The organism is Campylobacter sp. IFREMER_LSEM_CL292, from assembly GCF_025771615.1.
GTDB lineage: Bacteria > Campylobacterota > Campylobacteria > Campylobacterales > Campylobacteraceae > Campylobacter_D > Campylobacter_D lari_D.
Window position 1 is genome coordinate 1 of record NZ_JAKMQP010000016.1, and the last position, 16,391, is coordinate 16,391.

General features: G+C 29.6%; 18 protein-coding genes. 7 read left to right on the top strand and 11 right to left on the bottom strand.

The window, feature by feature from the left end:
• Nucleotides 1-250: 250 nt before the first annotated feature.
• The 9 genes from L8T82_RS07390 to L8T82_RS07430 all read right to left on the bottom strand — a co-directional run bounded on the left by L8T82_RS07390 (nucleotide 251) and on the right by L8T82_RS07430 (nucleotide 9,137).
• Nucleotides 251-1,471 carry an MFS transporter gene (locus tag L8T82_RS07390; RefSeq protein ID WP_263726217.1) on the bottom strand — a complete coding sequence of 407 codons (1,221 nt, stop codon included), beginning with the start codon at nucleotides 1,469-1,471 and terminating at the stop codon, nucleotides 251-253.
• A 2-nt stretch (nucleotides 1,472-1,473) separates the two neighbouring features.
• Complete coding sequence (locus tag L8T82_RS07395; protein WP_375154872.1) at nucleotides 1,474-2,271, bottom strand: cysteine ABC transporter substrate-binding protein; 798 nt, start codon at nucleotides 2,269-2,271, stop codon at nucleotides 1,474-1,476.
• A 108-nt stretch (nucleotides 2,272-2,379) separates the two neighbouring features.
• Complete coding sequence (locus L8T82_RS07400; RefSeq protein ID WP_263726218.1) at nucleotides 2,380-3,117, bottom strand: amino acid ABC transporter ATP-binding protein; 738 nt, start codon at nucleotides 3,115-3,117, stop codon at nucleotides 2,380-2,382.
• Between the two features lies 1 nt (nucleotide 3,118).
• Nucleotides 3,119-3,778, bottom strand: coding sequence for an amino acid ABC transporter permease (locus L8T82_RS07405; RefSeq protein ID WP_263726219.1), 660 nt, complete (start codon nucleotides 3,776-3,778; stop codon nucleotides 3,119-3,121).
• Entirely contained in the window at nucleotides 3,771-4,418 is a 648-nt protein-coding gene (locus L8T82_RS07410; protein ID WP_263726221.1) for an amino acid ABC transporter permease, read from the bottom strand. The genes L8T82_RS07405 and L8T82_RS07410 overlap by 8 nt, the downstream gene beginning before the upstream one ends.
• Nucleotides 4,419-4,462: 44 nt before the next feature.
• Entirely contained in the window at nucleotides 4,463-5,065 is a 603-nt protein-coding gene (locus L8T82_RS07415) for a Crp/Fnr family transcriptional regulator (protein WP_133318957.1), read from the bottom strand.
• Entirely contained in the window at nucleotides 5,058-6,881 is a 1,824-nt protein-coding gene (gene recG / locus L8T82_RS07420) for an ATP-dependent DNA helicase RecG (RefSeq protein ID WP_263726223.1), read from the bottom strand. The genes L8T82_RS07415 and recG overlap by 8 nt, the downstream gene beginning before the upstream one ends.
• The gene (locus L8T82_RS07425) at nucleotides 6,871-8,091 is read right to left on the bottom strand and encodes a M16 family metallopeptidase (RefSeq protein WP_263726224.1); all 1,221 of its coding nucleotides are present in this window, start codon (nucleotides 8,089-8,091) and stop codon (nucleotides 6,871-6,873) included. Before L8T82_RS07425 ends, recG begins: the two co-directional genes overlap by 11 nt.
• Nucleotides 8,091-9,137: a dehypoxanthine futalosine cyclase gene (locus L8T82_RS07430; protein ID WP_263659621.1), complete on the bottom strand. Its 1,047-nt coding sequence runs from the start codon at nucleotides 9,135-9,137 to the stop codon at nucleotides 8,091-8,093. Before L8T82_RS07430 ends, L8T82_RS07425 begins: the two co-directional genes overlap by 1 nt.
• 105 nt (nucleotides 9,138-9,242) lie before the next feature.
• On the opposite strand from L8T82_RS07430, the gene L8T82_RS07435 reads away from it, so the two are divergent.
• Entirely contained in the window at nucleotides 9,243-10,436 is a 1,194-nt protein-coding gene (locus tag L8T82_RS07435; protein WP_263726225.1) for an MFS transporter, read from the top strand.
• On the opposite strand, the gene L8T82_RS07440 is transcribed toward L8T82_RS07435, so the two are convergent.
• Nucleotides 10,433-11,215, bottom strand: coding sequence for a CheR family methyltransferase (locus L8T82_RS07440; RefSeq protein WP_133318962.1), 783 nt, complete (start codon nucleotides 11,213-11,215; stop codon nucleotides 10,433-10,435). The two genes, L8T82_RS07435 and L8T82_RS07440, sit on opposite strands and share 4 nt — an antisense overlap.
• Before the next feature lie 11 nt (nucleotides 11,216-11,226).
• Nucleotides 11,227-11,778, bottom strand: a complete 552-nt coding sequence (locus L8T82_RS07445) for a CheB methylesterase domain-containing protein (protein ID WP_133318963.1) — start codon at nucleotides 11,776-11,778, stop codon at nucleotides 11,227-11,229.
• Nucleotides 11,779-11,921: 143 nt separating this feature from the next.
• Between L8T82_RS07445 and rpiB the strand changes: the two genes are divergently transcribed.
• The 6 genes from rpiB to ychF are packed head-to-tail and all read left to right on the top strand — an operon-like array spanning nucleotide 11,922 to nucleotide 16,364.
• Nucleotides 11,922-12,359: a ribose 5-phosphate isomerase B gene (gene rpiB, locus L8T82_RS07450; protein ID WP_263660291.1), complete on the top strand. Its 438-nt coding sequence runs from the start codon at nucleotides 11,922-11,924 to the stop codon at nucleotides 12,357-12,359.
• On the top strand, nucleotides 12,356-12,688 hold the full coding sequence (locus L8T82_RS07455) for a hypothetical protein (RefSeq protein ID WP_133318965.1): 333 nt from the start codon (nucleotides 12,356-12,358) through the stop codon (nucleotides 12,686-12,688). The genes rpiB and L8T82_RS07455 overlap by 4 nt, the downstream gene beginning before the upstream one ends.
• Nucleotides 12,688-13,224, top strand: a complete 537-nt coding sequence (gene apt / locus L8T82_RS07460) for an adenine phosphoribosyltransferase (RefSeq protein ID WP_263660353.1) — start codon at nucleotides 12,688-12,690, stop codon at nucleotides 13,222-13,224. The genes L8T82_RS07455 and apt overlap by 1 nt, the downstream gene beginning before the upstream one ends.
• A 1-nt stretch (nucleotide 13,225) precedes the next feature.
• Nucleotides 13,226-13,819 carry a DedA family protein gene (locus tag L8T82_RS07465; protein ID WP_133318967.1) on the top strand — a complete coding sequence of 198 codons (594 nt, stop codon included), beginning with the start codon at nucleotides 13,226-13,228 and terminating at the stop codon, nucleotides 13,817-13,819.
• Complete coding sequence (locus L8T82_RS07470; RefSeq protein ID WP_263726227.1) at nucleotides 13,816-15,267, top strand: leucyl aminopeptidase; 1,452 nt, start codon at nucleotides 13,816-13,818, stop codon at nucleotides 15,265-15,267. The genes L8T82_RS07465 and L8T82_RS07470 overlap by 4 nt, the downstream gene beginning before the upstream one ends.
• Nucleotides 15,264-16,364, top strand: coding sequence for a redox-regulated ATPase YchF (gene ychF / locus L8T82_RS07475; RefSeq protein ID WP_263664711.1), 1,101 nt, complete (start codon nucleotides 15,264-15,266; stop codon nucleotides 16,362-16,364). The genes L8T82_RS07470 and ychF overlap by 4 nt, the downstream gene beginning before the upstream one ends.
• Nucleotides 16,365-16,391: the final 27 nt, after the last annotated feature.

Sequence of the window (16,391 nt, forward strand, 5' to 3'; positions counted from 1 at the left end):
CGTGAGGTGATTTTTGGATAAAAATCTTAACATGTAAATCCTTTTTTTGTATATATTTATAGATACTGCATCAATATTATCTTTATGTTTTTTTAGTATAAATTACAAACAACTTTTCAACAGCAAAGCAATATTAACACTATGTTTATAAATTTAAGCTTAATTATAAACAATAATAAAATATTAGTATAATAAGAAGATATTATAAAAGTTTGAATGTATTGAAAAATAGAAGTTTAAATAAAAAATGTTATAAATTTTTAAAAGAGCTTTTTACTAAAAATATACTTAGCAAACTAGCAATAATTATAAAAATAATATAAATATAAAAATACTCCTTATATACAAAATTAACAATAAAAGGGGTTATAAAACCCAAAATCGCATAAGAAATATTATAAGCAAAAGAAAGACCGCTCGATCTTAACTCTGTGGTAAAAATTTGAGTCATAAAAATAGGAGCAAAAGCTATAATACCTTGTGCAAAACAAGCAAGCAAATAAAATAACAAAAACCACTCATTATAAAAGCTAAAACTAATGCCAAAAATTCCAAAAAGTAAAGTGAAAATCAAACAAATTTTAAAATGTCCTAAAAAATCTGCTAAATATCCTTGCGCTAAACTTCCTAGTATGATCATCACTATGGCCAAATTTTGATATAACAAAGCAGTAGTTTTGCTAACTCCTAATAAGCTTTCAAAATATTGTGGCAGTATCATTAAAGTAGCCACCCCACTTGTTAAAACCACAGTAAGTAAAGCGCATATTAACATACTTTTTTTATGTGTTTTTAAAGCCTGCAAAAGTGGGAAATTTAAAATTTTTTCTTTTGCTTTTATATTTTTAAAAGCTGGTGTTTCATTCAATTTCGTGCGTAAAAATAAAGCCAATATACCAAAAAATCCTCCTATAAAAAAAGGAATTCTCCAAGCAAAGCTTTCTACTTCTTCTTTATCAAAATACGCATATATAGTCAAAGTCGCTAAATTTCCAAGCAATAAACCTAAAGTCAAAGTCGCTGAAATAAAACCAAGTGCCAAACCAAGTCTTTTTTTACTCACAAATTCACTCACAAAAATCCAAGCACCGCTAACTTCAGCTCCTATGGCTAATCCTTGGGCTATCCTAATAACAAAAAGCATAAAAGTAGCCAAAAGCCCTATGCTTTCATAAGTAGGTAAAAAGGCCAAAATAAAACTTGGTACAACCATTAAAAGCATGCTAATATAAAAAACATTCTTACGCCCTTTTATATCTGCAAAATGCGCTAAAACAACAGCACCAAAAGGTCTGGCTAAATACCCTGCCCCAAAGGCTACATAAGTATAGATTAATGGCCAAAAATCATCATTTTGAGGAAAGAAAATTTTTGCAAAAACACTTGCAAAGAAGATAAATAAAACAAAATCATAAAATTCTAAAATACCACCTAAGGAAGCATAGATGGTATTTTTAAAAGCTTTTTGCATTATTAAATTTTGCCACCTTCGATTACCACATCATCAGCTTTTATATCATCGCTAAAAAATGGCTTTAAAGTTTCATCATAAGCTTTGTGGAAAAATTGTTCATTTTGTAATTTTAAAATCAAATCATTGATAAAATTTAACATAGCTTCGTCACCTTTTTTTACAGCAGGAGCTATAACATCATGATTTCCAAGTTCTTTAATCACTACTTCAAAATTTGGATTTTCTTTAGCCCAAGCAAAAAGCAATGCATTATCATGACTTAACGCATCACCTCTTTTACCAATTAAAGCTGCAAAAGTTTCTGTATTTTGATCAAATTTAATCGTTTTAATATCTGGCATATTTTTTGTAAAATACGCATCAGCTGTTGTGCCTTTATTTAAAATTAAAGTTTTATTTTTTAAATCATCTAAAGTTTCAATATCTGATCCTTTAGGAGCCACCACCCCAAGAGCAACTTTCATATAAGGTAATGCAAAATCAACCACAGCTTCTCTTTCTGGGGTTTTTGTAAAATTTGCTAAGATTAAATCTACTTTATTTGATTCTAAAAATTCTACTCTATTTGCTGCTTCAACAAGTACAAATTGCACTTTTGACTCATCTCCTAAAAGCTCTTTTGCTATGCGTTTAGCAAAATATACATCATAACCTTGATTTTTCCCTTGTGCATCTAGGTAGCCAAATGGAGGTTTATCGCCAAATACACCTATACGGATTACACCTTGCTGTTTGATTTTCTCTATGGAATTTTCATTAGAGCTTGAATTTGAGCATGCACTAAAAAAAAGTGCCATCAAAAATGATAAAAGAAAAATTTTTTTCATGTTTTATCCTTATGATTAAAAATTTAAATTTTTAAACCTTATATTATTTTTTTAAATAAATATTTTAAAAAAATAAAATTAACGATGAAAATCAAACAAATTGAGAAATTTTTTCGCACGATCTGTCTTTGGATTTTCAAAAAATTCATCAGGATTTGAAATTTCTACTATTTTACCATCATCCATAAAAACTATTTTATCAGCAACTGCTCTTGCAAAACCCATTTCATGTGTAACTATAAGCATAGTCATACCGTCTTTTGCCAAATTTAAAATCACATCTAAAACTTCACGCACGATTTCAGGATCAAGCGCTGCTGTAACTTCATCAAAAAGCATGATTTCAGGGTTCATACAAAGACTTCTAACTATGGCTATGCGTTGCTTTTGTCCACCGCTTAATTCTTTAGGATAAGCTTTTATTTTATGCAAAAGTCCTACTCTATCAAGCCAGTATTTTGCTTCTTCTAAAACCTCTTCTTTTTTTCTTTTTTGCACCTTTAAAGGTCCTAAAAGTATATTTTGCTCAACATTTAAATGATCAAAAAGCTCATAAGATTGAAACACCATACCTATTTTTTGACGAATTTGAGTCCATTTTTTATAATTTTTATCAATTTTCTCATCATCTACTAAAATAGCTCCATCAGCCATTTCTTCTAAGCCATTAATACATCTTAAAAGTGTAGATTTCCCACAACCACTTGGACCTAGTATAACTACTACTTCTTTTTGATTTACTTCTAAATTAATATCTTTTAAAACATGATGTTCATCATAATATTTTTGTAAATTTTGTATTTTTAAAATGCTCATATTAGCTCCATTTTTTCTCTAAAAACTTTGAATATACTGACAAAGGATAACAAAGTATAAAATAAATCAATAAAATCAAACCATAAATCACAAAAGCCGCATAAGAATTTTGAAATAAATTAAGCTCAATCACTTGTTGACCTACTTTAATAAGCTCTATACCACCGATTAGATAAATCACTGAAGTGCTTTTAATAATTCTTGTAAAAAGATTAATACTCATTGGTAATAATCTTCTCAAAGATAAAGGTATAATGATAAAAAAATAAACTTCGAATTTATTAAAACCTAGTGAAAGTCCTGACTCATACTGATGTTTTGGTATACTTGCTAAAGATGATCTAACCAAATCCATCATCTCAAACACACCCCAAATACTAAAAACAATAATACTTGAACCCAAAGCACTCAAATGCCATCCAAACCATTTCGCCAAGCCAAAATGCACTATAAAAAGCCAAACAATCAAAGGCATAATACGCACAAACTCAAGCATAAAACGACAAAAAACATAAAGGAATTTGTTTTTAGAATGCATTAAAATTCCAAAAAATACTCCTCCTATGAGTGAAATCAAAACGCTAATCAATGAAAGCTCTAAAGTAACCTTTAAACCTTGCGCTAGTCTAAAAAAGGTATCTTGATTTAAAATTTCAAACATAATTTAACCTTTTTTCTATACGGTTTAACACTAAAGATAAAGGTAAAATCAAGATCAAATAACAAAGCACCAAAGCAAATAATGCTTCGTTACTTTTATAATAAAGCCCTATAAGATCTTTAGCCACATATACTAAATCTGCTAAAGCAATAATGCTTACTACAGAAGTTTCTTTAAGTAAAAAAATGATATTTGCACTAATGCTTGGCATAGCTATACCCAAAGCTTGAGGCATAATAATATAACGGAAATTTTGCCATTTACTCAAACCCAAAGAAAGTCCTGATTCATATTGTTGTTTTTTAACCGCTTCCATACCCGCTCTTAAACTTTCAGCCATATAAGAACCACCTAAAAAACTAAGTCCTATCACAGCACAAGCAAAAGAGCTAAGTTGAATTCCAAATTCAGGTAAAGCATAATATAAAAAGAAAAGTTGGATTAGCAAAGGTGTGTTTCTTGAAAATTCTATATAAATTTTACAAATTGTGTTTAAAAAGGAAAATTTAAAATAACCCATTCCCACACAAAATAAACCTACTAAAAATGAAAAAAACACCCCATAAATAGCAAGTTTTAATGTAAGCCAAGAAGCTTGTATAAACATAGGGCTAAACTTGACTAAAAAATCAAAATCCATGAAACCATCCATACTTTAAAATATAATATTGTAACAAATAAGACTTAAAAAGACTTAATTAAATTTTGCATTTTTTCTTTATTTAAAATTACTATTTTACCTTTATTTGTGCAAATAAGCTCATTTTGTTTTAATTCTTTTAAAAAACGCGACAAAGATTCTGGGGGTAAATTTAAAATCACAGCGATTTCTTTTTGTTTTAAATTTTGTAGTTTTTCTTCATTTTCTAGTAAAAAGCTGACTAATCTTGACTTTAAATCCAAAGATTTTTGTCTGATAAAATTTTCTAAAATTCGAATTTTACCGATTAAAGAAGTCAAAAGTAAAAAACTAAATTCTCCATTTTCTAAGCATAATTTTTTAAATTCATTAAAATCAAAAACACAAATTTCACAATCTTGCTCACAAATTGCATTGGCTGGGTAATCAATACCCTCAAACACAGGCATTTCAGCTATAAAATTTACCGGAGTTAGAGTGTGTAGTGTTAGCTCAAAACCTTTTGCATTCACCTTATATATACGCACTTTTCCACTTAGTAAAATGTAAATTTTATTTGCTTTTTCACCTTGAAAAAATAAAATATTTCCTTTCTTAAAATACTTCTTTTCGCCCTTTGAAATCAAAATTTCAAAATGTTTATCCATTTTTTTCTTCCATATTTTTAATACTTTCTTTTGCTTTTAAAACCAGCTCTTCATCATCTGCAAAATCAAAAAATTTAAAGTGATTTCCATGTTGCACTCTACCATCTAGCAAATCCCCACTTAACCTGTTTTTTAAATCAAGCTCAGCTATTTTAAACCCATCTAAAGTTTTAGCAAATTCAAGCAAACGACTTGGAATTTCTTTTTGCTTAGTATATAAATAACAAAAGCTCTCAAGCCCTACTCTACCTACCCTACCTCGAAGCTGATGTAAGGTAGCAAGCCCAAGTCTTTCAGCCCCAACAACTACAATCACGCTTAGTCTTGGTAAAGAAATTCCCACTTCAACCACGGTCGTAGAAAGTAAAATCGTGCCTTTTTCTCTAAATTCTTGCAAAATTTGATCTTTATTTTTATCTTTTCCATGAGTCACATAAACATTTTTGTATTTGTTTATCCAATACCCTTGTGCTTGTTCTAGCGATAAATAATCTATATTTTCACTTTCATTTACCAAAGGATAAATGATGATCACTTGATGATTTTTAGCTAGTTCATCATCGATTTTTTTAAGCAAATATTTAAAATCTTTATCTTGTATGCAAAAAGTTTTAATGTCTTTTTTAAAAGGCATTTGTTTAATAAAACTAAAATTTACAAGCTCACTTTGTATCATAGAAAGTGTTCTTGGTATAGGTGTAGCAGAAAATTGCACGATATGTGGAGCATATTGAGAGTTTTTACTAAGCTCACTTATTTTTTGTCTTTGATTAGAGCCAAAGCGATGTTGCTCATCTATCATCACTAAAACTGCTTCAAATTCTTCTTGATGAATGAGTGCATGTGTACCTATGATAAAATGGGCTTGTTCTTTTAATTTTGCTAAATCTTTATCTTTTTTACCACCCTTTAAAAGCAATACATTAACAAAATCAGGCAAAAGTCTTTTTGCTTCATGATAAATTTGCTCTGCTAATATACTAGTTGGAGCCATTAAAATAGTCTTTTTAGGATATACTAGCAAACTTGCAGCAAGTATGACCAAAGTCTTACCACAACCCACATCACCCATCACCACACGCCTTTTAGCGACTTTATTTTGCAAATCTTTTTTAATATCTTCTATTGCTAAAAGCTGATCATTTGTAGGGTTAAATTCTAAACCCTTAAGCCAAGAGCTTATATCAAAAAGTTCTATTTTATAAGCATTTTGTGATATTTTTTTACCCTTTAAACGCCTTAAATGATTAAAAATTTCTATATATTTTAAGTCTTTAACTATGGCGTTAAAATTTTCATAAAGAGTTAAATCATCATAATTGTGTAAATTCAAAAGTAAATTAATGTATTTTTGTTCTAAATTTAGCGCTTTTAAATTAGCTTCATTGACATATTTTAAAATAAGTTTTTTTATGCTTTCATCTTTAATAGAACTAGTTTGGTATTTAGGGACTATTTGACCTATGTTTTTTACTATTTTTGGGTTTATAAACTGCCAAATTCCATTAAAAAAATTCATCTTTGCATGGATACAAACCAAAGCATTATGTTTAAAAATTTTAAAATGCCATTTATTAGGATGAAAAATTACTATATTTGCCTTTATATCCCATTCTAAACATTCACAAAGCATAAAAAGCTGGGAGTGATGATTTTGTGTGCTAATAATTTTTACATTTTGAGTGCAAAATGTATCTTTTGGAAACTTTGAAATTCTAAAATCATCAAATTTTTTAGGTAAAATCAAAGCCAAATCGATACAATTTTTAACCCCTAAAGCATGAAGTAGTTTTAAGTCCTTTTCTTCAACTTTCATTTTCTATGCTTGCAAAACTCACTTTGGTAATTTCACTATGTGCTTTGATGAAGTCATTTAACTCATCTAAATTAGTGTTTTTAATCTTTTGCATTTCTTCTTTTAAATTTCCAAGTTTTAAACCATGCAAATATTCATTTAGCATTATATCTAGTCTTTTAGCCAAGTTTTCATACCTTAAAGGCATAGATCCTACTAAAAATTGTTTAGCTAGTTGAAATTCTTTTTCATTGACTCCATTTTGGACAAAGTTTTCAAAAACTTCCTTAACTAAAGCTTTAGCCTCATTAGAACTTTCATTTTTAGTTTGCAAATACCCAAAAACTCTACTATAATTTAAATTTACATCAAGCATAGCATATGCTGAATACGCCAAGCCTCTTTTTACACGCACTTCTTCCATCAAACGCGAACCAAAACCACCTTGACCTAAAATAAACAAAGCAAGTTTAGCTAAATACATTTTCTCATCATTAATTTGTATATTAAATGGAGAGCAAAAGTATATATAAGCTTGCTCAGTGCTTTTTTGCTCACTTACATCTATACTCTCATCAACGAGCTTGTAGCTTTTGTTTTGATTTGGGGCATTTCTTTTTAGAATTTGGCAATTTTTTTCTACTTTAATCTTTACTTCATCTTCTTTAATATCTCCACCAAAAACAAATAAAGCATTATCAAGTACTAAATTTTCACTCATAAAATCTTGTAATTCTTTTAAACTAATCTTTTCTATGCTTTCTTTAGTCCCATCAAGACCACTAGCAAAAATTTCATCTTTAAAAACATTCTTATTCAAAAGTCTTTTTGCTTGATAATCATAATCAGTATTTAAACTTGCAAGTTCACCCAAAGCTAAAGTTTTTAATCTTTGTAAGATTTTTTCATCAAAACGCACATTTAAAAATAATTCTTGTAATTTTTCTAAAGCAAAATCAAAATGTTCTTTCAAGCATTTAATACTAATTTGAAAATGTTCAAAACTAGCCTTAGCATAAAGCTCTATAGCACGGTATTCTAAGTTTTTAAAAAACTCATCATTACTTCCTTCGTTTAAAAGCCTAGCAAGCATACTTGCACAACCTCTATTGTGTTTTTCTGCTATTTTTCCACTATTTTTAAAAATGAGCTTAAAAAATACTACAGGAAGCTCATTTTCATACTCATATATTATGTCTATTTTAGTTTCATTAAAGTCTAAATTTAGCATTAAAACCTTTCTAAAATATTATAAGCTGTATCGCGTTTGGCAGGTAATTCCCCTATATCTTTAATAAGTTCTATCATTTGTTCTTGATTCATTCTATATTTTGCACCAGCTGCGGCTACAACATTTTCTTCCATCATAGTTGAACCTAAATCATTTGCACCAAATTTTAAAGCAAGTTGGCCTATTAAAGAGCCTTGCGTTACCCATGAACTTTGTAAATTTTTAAAATTATCTAAATATAATCTTGCCAAAGCTAGTAATCTTAAATACCTATTAGAGCTTTGCTTGATGATTTCAGGGTGTTTTTTGATCAAAGGAGTATTTTCACTTTGAAATGACCATAAAATAAAAGCTCTAAAGCCATTTGTTTTATCTTGTAGATTTCTTAAATGATCAAAATGTTCGATGATTTCCTCATCATTTTCAACCGTACCAAACATCATTGTAGCAGTACTTTTCATACCTATATTATGCGCACTCTCATGCACCCTAAGCCAAGTAGCCGTGTCGCATTTATGTGGCGCTATAACATCTCTTACCCTATCGCTTAATACTTCGGCACCCGCTCCAGGTATAGAAAAAAGTCCTTTGACTTGTAATCTCTTTAAAACCTCTTCTATAGAAATTTTAGAAACTCTTGCTATATAAGCTATCTCTACTGCTGAAAAACCATGCACGGTAATCGTTGGATAATTAGTTTTTATATAAGAAAGCAAATCTTCATACCATTCTATTTTAAGTTTTGGATGTACCCCGCCTTGAAATAAAATTTGCGTTCCGCCTATAGCTTGTAATTCTTCTATTTTTTGCCCTATTTCTTCATATCTTAAAATATAGGAATCATCATCTTTTTCTTTTCTACAAAAAGCACAAAAATCACAATCAATACAGCAAATATTTGTATAATTTATATTTCTATCTACCACAAAAGTAGTTATTTTTTCAGGATGAAGCTCTAATTTTCTCTCATAAGCCATTGCACCTAGTTCATATAAAGGTGCATTTTGGAGCAAATTTAACGCTTCTTTTTTACTTAATCTACTCATTCTTAAACCTTTTTATAAAAAAGGATTATTATAACATTTAAATGTAAAATAATCTTAAAGACGATATAATCAAGCCCTTTAATTTCATATATTCATAGGATACTCATGACTTATAGGTCTTTACTTAAAAATAATAAAACTTTTCGCCTTTTAGCAATAGTACAATTTATAAGTTATTTTGGTGCGTGGTTTTCTCAAGTAGGTGTTTTTACCCTTTTAACTAAAGAACTCGGTGCACCTGCTAATATCATAGGTTTTTCAGCTATTTTTGTTTTTTTACCTTCTATTATACTTGCACCTATAAATGGGGTTATAGTAGATAGATTTAAACCTAAGAATTTATTACTCACAATGATTAGTATTGAAATGATTTCTATTTTTATGTTAATTTTTGTAAATTCTTTAGCCATGCTTTGGTTGTTATACTTTTTAACCTTTGTTCGTATGGCGGTTGCAAGTATGTATTTTCAAACAGAAATGTCAGTTTTACCTAAAATTTTAACCCCACAAGAATTAAAACTAGGCAATGAGCTTCATAGTATCATATGGGCTGTATCATATGCTTTGGGTATGGGTGCAGCAGGGCTTTTTATAGATCTTTTTGGAGTAAAGCCAGCCTTTATAGCTGATACTTTAATGCTATTTTGTGCTATGCTTATACTCAAAACTTTGATTTTACCTAATGAAAAAAATACCACACAAAATAATCTTTTTATATTAATCAAAGAAGGCTTAGTTTATGTATTTAATAATAAAAAAATCATTCATTTGATTTTACTTCATGGGGTTGTAGGGATAACTGCTTATGATGTTTTAATCACTCTTTTAGCAGAATATGAATACGCAAAAGTTATTTCTATACCTCTAGCCATAGGGCTTTCTAATGCTATAAGAGCCATATCTTTACTTATAGGCCCTTATGTGCTTAGTCCTTATATTAATAAAAACACTTTGGTATATTTATACTTAGCGCAAGGTGTGGGTATAATGCTTTGGGCTTGCTTGCAATTTAACTTTTATCTTGCTTTTGTAGGCTTGGTAATGGCTGGTTTTTGCACTTCGTCTTTATGGAGCTATACCTATACACTTTTGCAAAATGATTGCGACAAAAGATACTATGGCAGAGTGATTGCCTACAATGATATGGTATATTTAACCTTTAGTGCAATTATTGCTTTTTCAACAGGATATTTATTTGAATTTTATGGAATAAAACTAAATCATTTTACTTTTGGCTTGGGAGTATGTTTTATCTTTGCAGCAATTTATTGGTGGTGGTTTAATAAAAAATATAATTAATCCACCTTAGAATAATAAACTCCACCTGCTGAAAAGTTTTTTTCAAAATAAGCTGTTTCAGGCACAAGATCTGACTTTCCTGGGTAAATTCTACCTTCTTTATTCAATATCCTATAAAAACGCTCCATAAGTCTTATTTTAAAATCTTGATCAAAATATATCATCATATTTCTTGAAAAAATCACATCAAATTTTCCAAATTTAAATAAAGAATCATCAAAGACATTACAAAGATCAAAACGGCATCTGCAAGCTAGGGTTTCTTTTTTAAGATGATACATTCTATCTTTTACATCAAAATAACGCGTTTTTTGCATAGTGTTTAATCTAGATACTGAACGCTCTGAATAAATCATTTCATTGCATTTATCTATCATTTTTTTATTAATATCTATACCAACTATATTCATACCTTTAACAAAATTCTCACTTGCTAAAATAGCTAAAGAATACACTTCTTCGCCGCTTGAACATGGAGCACAAAGCACATTTACAGGGCGATCAAGAGATTTTATATAAAAAATCACATCTTTTAATTGCTCTAATTCTCTAAAAAAATAAGTCTCACAAACTGTAATAAAATCCATAGTTTCTTGTTTTAAATTTCTTTGAAACTGCACTTTTTCATTTAATTCACTAAGACTGCTCAAGCCTAATTCTTGTAAAAATTTAGGAAGTTTAATAGATAATATATCCTTTTTCGCATTTAAGTTATTTCCACTTATTTGCTCTACGATTTTTACAAAATCATTCATTTCATTTTCTGTAATCTTTATCATCTTTTTTTGTCCTACGATTTGATGAAATTTGTTATTTCTTTTTTGAGTTCTATTAAACTCATAGGTTTTAAATTTGGATTAGTATCTCTAGCTTTTTTTGGCATACCATATACTATAGAATCTGCCTCATTTTCGCACAAACACCTTACTCCTGCTTTATAAAGTTCAAACAAAGACTTAGCACCATCATCGCCCATTCCTGTCATAATCAAAGCTAAAATTTTATGATATTTGCAAAGATTAACAGCAGAATTAAATAGCACATCAATCCCTGGATTAAAACTACTAGTTTCGTCTGTAGTATTTAATGTTAAGGTATTGTTGCCACTTAAAATCATATTTCTTTGACAAATATAAATTTTATTTTTCAAAACTTCCTTATCACTTGGTATAATCACCTCGCTTAATGCTTCTTTGTTAAATTGATTTACAAAAGAAGGAATAAACGCAGGATTCATATGCTGAGCAATCACTACTGCACAATCTTTCAATTCTACATCATTTAGTAAAAACTTTAGTTGGCTTGGGCCACCTGTTGAAGAACCAATTAGTATAAGCTTCATTTTTTACCTTAAATAATTATTGTTATTATATCAAATAAATATTTGAAAACATAAAAAAATAATTATATATAAGAAAGAAAAATTTTAATTAAATATGATAAAATTAATACTTTAAATTTCAAAAATGATAAAGTGAATGTTAAATGTTAAGAGAAAAAATTTATATTGCAAGTGATCATGCTGGTTTTATTTTAAAGCAAGAAATTACTAAATTTTTACAAGAAAAAAATATTACTTTTGAAGACTTAGGTCCTTTTAGTGAGGATCGTTGTGATTATCCTGATTATGCACATTTATTAAGCTCTAAAATAAATGAAAAAAGTTTTGGAATTTTAGTATGCGGATCAGGAATTGGTATGAGTATAGCAGCAAATCGTCATAAAAATATACGCTGTGCTTTGTGTAATGAATCTTTAAGTGCTAAACTTTCAAGAGAACACAATGACGCAAATGTTTTAGCGCTAGGAGCTAGATTAATAGGGGTTGATATGGCTTTTGAAATTATCTCAAATTTTATCAACACTTCTTTTAGCGGCGGAAGACATTGCACAAGAATTAGCAAAATAGAGGAAAGATTATGATCTTAAGTTGGCTTGTATTAACTGTATTAATTTGTATTAGTATTTATATGACTATTATGCTACTTTATTATAAAACCCTGCTTCATAAAGAAAAAGTGGCAAAAGAATTTATAAAAAACAACCTTGATGATACTGAAATTGTTATTAGAAAACTACAAGTACAACTTCAAAGAAGTTTGGGTAATATTGATATTTTAACTGAAGAATTAAACAAAAGCAAAGCAGATTTAACCTCTCTTAGAACAAGAAATTCACAATATCGTATTGAAAATGAAAAACTAAGACAAAGAATCAAAGAATTAGAAGCAAAAATAGAGGCATTATTATGATAAAAGAGCTAGATAAAAAATATTTACTAGATAGCATTAGAGCTATTAAGGACTTTCCAAAAGAAGGGATTGTTTTTAGAGATATTACTACTTTATTAAACAACAAAGAAGCATTTGCGTTTTTAATGGATCATTTAGTTGAAAAATATCAAAACACAAAGCTTGATTATATCGTTGGTATAGAAAGTAGAGGTTTTATTTTTGGAGCTGCCTTGAGCGCTAGATTAAGACTTCCTTTTGTACCCATAAGAAAACCTGGAAAGCTACCTTCAAAATGCTTACAAGAATCTTATAGTTTAGAATATGGCAGTGATACTATAGAAATTCATATCGATGCTTTTAATAATCAAAAAGCAAATGTTTTACTTATAGATGATCTTATCGCTACGGGTGGCACAGCTATCGCTGCTGTGAAACTTATAGAAAAACTCAATGCAAAATGTGTTGAAGCTTGTTTTTTACTAGAATTAAAAGATCTAGATGGTGCTAAAGAATTAGCTAAATTAACTTCTGTTTATAGTGTTTTAGAGGTATAAAATGGAAGAATTTTTAAAACAACTTTTGTATGATTATAAAAATTGGGCTTATATTATTGTGTTTTTATGGTGCATACTTGAAGGAGAACTTGCACTTATTTTAGCAGGTATTTTTGCACATGAAGGCCATGTAAATTTAGGACTTATTATTTTTATAGCAGGCTTAGGTGGCTTTGTAGGCGATCAAATATACTTTTATATAGGAAGATATAACAAAAAATACATTCAGAAAAAACTTCGCACCCAAAGGCGTAAATTTGCCATAGCACATTTACTTTTACAGCGTTTTGGTTGGCCTATTATCTTCATACAAAGATATATGTATGGTTTTAGAACTATTATACCTATGAGTATAGGATTAACTCGCTATAGTGCTAAAAAATTTGCGTTTATTAATCTTATTAGTGCTTGGGCTTGGGCTGCTATAACTATTTTACTTGCATGGTTTTTTGGAAAAGAAATTTGGCTTGCAGTAGAATGGGCTGGAAATCATTGGTATTTTGCAGTGCCAATTATTGCTGGCTTTTTATTAGCTTTATTTTTAGGAATGAAACAAATAGAAAAATCAATACTTACAAGAAGGACTCGCAAATGACTTTTAATTTTATAGAAGAAAATATCGGCTCTATAAATGCTGATTTTGAAATCATTTTAATACAAGATAAAAAAATAGAAAAATACACTCAAAGTCAAGAACTTTTCAAGCTTTCAAGCTATAAAGGTGAAGGAATTTGCATAGATATGCAAAATAAAATTCTTTATAGTGAACTTAAAAGCTTAGAATATGAAGATATAAGGCTTGCTTTTGCAAATGCATACAAAGCTTTAAAAAAACTTGAAATTCAAAGCGTAAAAACAAAAAGTGTCATAGGAAAATGTGTAGTAAATAGCTTTAATGCTATGATTCAAGGATTTACTTTTGGTGCTTATGAATTTAATAAATACAAAAAAGAAAAAACACCAAGCAAATTAGAAAATATCTTCATTGCAAAAGATGAAATTAATAATAAAACATACAACCTAGAAGAAGCTTGCATAGGTATAAACTATGGTCAAATTTTTTCAAATGCTTGTGATTTTGCAAAAAATATCGTTAATGAAATCCCACAAATTTACACTCCTGCTAAAATGGCCGAAGATGCGCTTGAACTAAGCCAAAATAATTCTAATATTTCATGTAAAATTTATGAAAGCGATTTCTTAGAGCAAGAAAAAATGCAAGCATTTTTAGCAGTAAATCGTGCTTCAATTCATCCCCCAAAACTCATTCATCTTTCTTATAAACCACAAAATCCAAAAATGAAAGTAGTGTTTGTAGGTAAAGGGCTAACTTATGATAGTGGTGGACTTAGTTTAAAACCTGCTGATTACATGCTAACGATGAAATCAGATAAAAGCGGTGGTGCGGCTGCAATGGCTATTATTAAAGGTGCAAGCGAGTTAAACCTTGATATAGAAGTTCATTCTATCATCGGCGCAACTGAAAACATGATAGGTGGAAATGCTTACAAGCCTGATGATGTGCTTATTTCAAGAGAAGGTGTGAGTATAGAGGTTAGAAATACCGACGCAGAAGGAAGATTAGTTTTAGCAGATTGTCTTTCGCTTGCTCAAGATCTAAAACCTGATTTATTAATAGATCTTGCTACTTTAACTGGAGCTTGCGTAGTAGGACTTGGAGAATACACAAGTGCCATCATGGGAAATAATGAAGATTTGCAAAATGAATTTTATAAAATAAGTAAAAAAAGTGGAGATTTAGCTACTATTTTACATTTTAATCCGCACTTAAAAGAGCTTATAAAATCAAACATAGCAGATGTTAGTAATACCTCTTCAAGTCGTTATGGCGGGGCCATTACTGCGGGATTATTTTTAAATTCTTTCATTAGAGAAGAATATAAAGACAAATGGCTACATTTAGACATTGCAGGACCAGCTTATTTAGAAAAGACTTGGGGTTATCATAATTTTGGTGCAACCGGAGCAGGTGTTAGAATGTGCCTTTCATATTTACTTTATCTTTCAAGGAAACAAAAATGAGTTTATCAGTTGGTATAGTAGGACTTCCAAATGTTGGAAAATCTACCACTTTTAACGCTCTAACAAGAGCGCAAAATGCTGAAAGTGCAAACTATCCATTTTGCACCATAGAACCAAACAAAGCAGTGGTACCTGTGCCTGATCATCGCTTAAAAGAACTAGCAAAAATTGTTAATCCACAAAAAATTATACGCTCAAATATAGAATTTGTTGATATAGCAGGCTTAGTAGCAGGAGCTAGCAAAGGTGAGGGTTTGGGTAATAAATTTTTATCTAACATACGCGAAACAGAGATGATTTTACATATTGTGCGTTGTTTTGATGATGAAAATATCACCCATGTTGCGGGCAGTGTTGATCCTGTGCGTGATGTACAAATCATAGAAACAGAACTTATACTAGCAGATATAGAACAACTTAGCAAAAAAATAGAAAAACTCACTAAAGGTGCAAAGGCCAATGAAAAAGGTGCAAAAGAAACCTTGGCATTAGCTAATGAACTTTTAGAGCATTTAAATCAAAACAACAGTGCAAGTTCTTTTGCTAATAAAAATGAAATCTATCATGCTCTTATAAAAGAACTAAGATTGCTTTCAGCTAAAGAAGTGATATATGGAGCAAATGTAGATGAGAATTCGCTTTTAGAAGATAATGAATTTGTAAAAGATCTTAAAGAATTTGCAGCAAAATCAGGTCATGAAGTAATCAAACTTTGCTCTAAAATAGAAGAAGAAATGATAGCTTTAAGTGATGAAGAAAATTATGAATTTTTAAAATCTTTAGGTATAGAAAGTAGCGGGCTTGAAGTAGTTATACGCACAGCATTTTCAAAGCTAAACTTGATTAGCTATTTTACAGCAGGTCAAGTAGAAGTTAGATCATGGACTATACAAAGAGGTTGGAAAGCACCAAAAGCAGCAAGCGTGATCCATAATGACTTTGAAAAAGGTTTTATCAAAGCTGAAGTAATTTCTTATGAGGATTATATCGCTTGCAAAGGCGAAAGTGGTGCTAAAGAAGCAGGAAAACTACGCCTTGAAGGGAAAGATTATATCGTACAAGATGGCGATGTAATGCATTTTAGATTTAATGTTTAATTTCAATTGCAAGCTAAAACAGCTTGC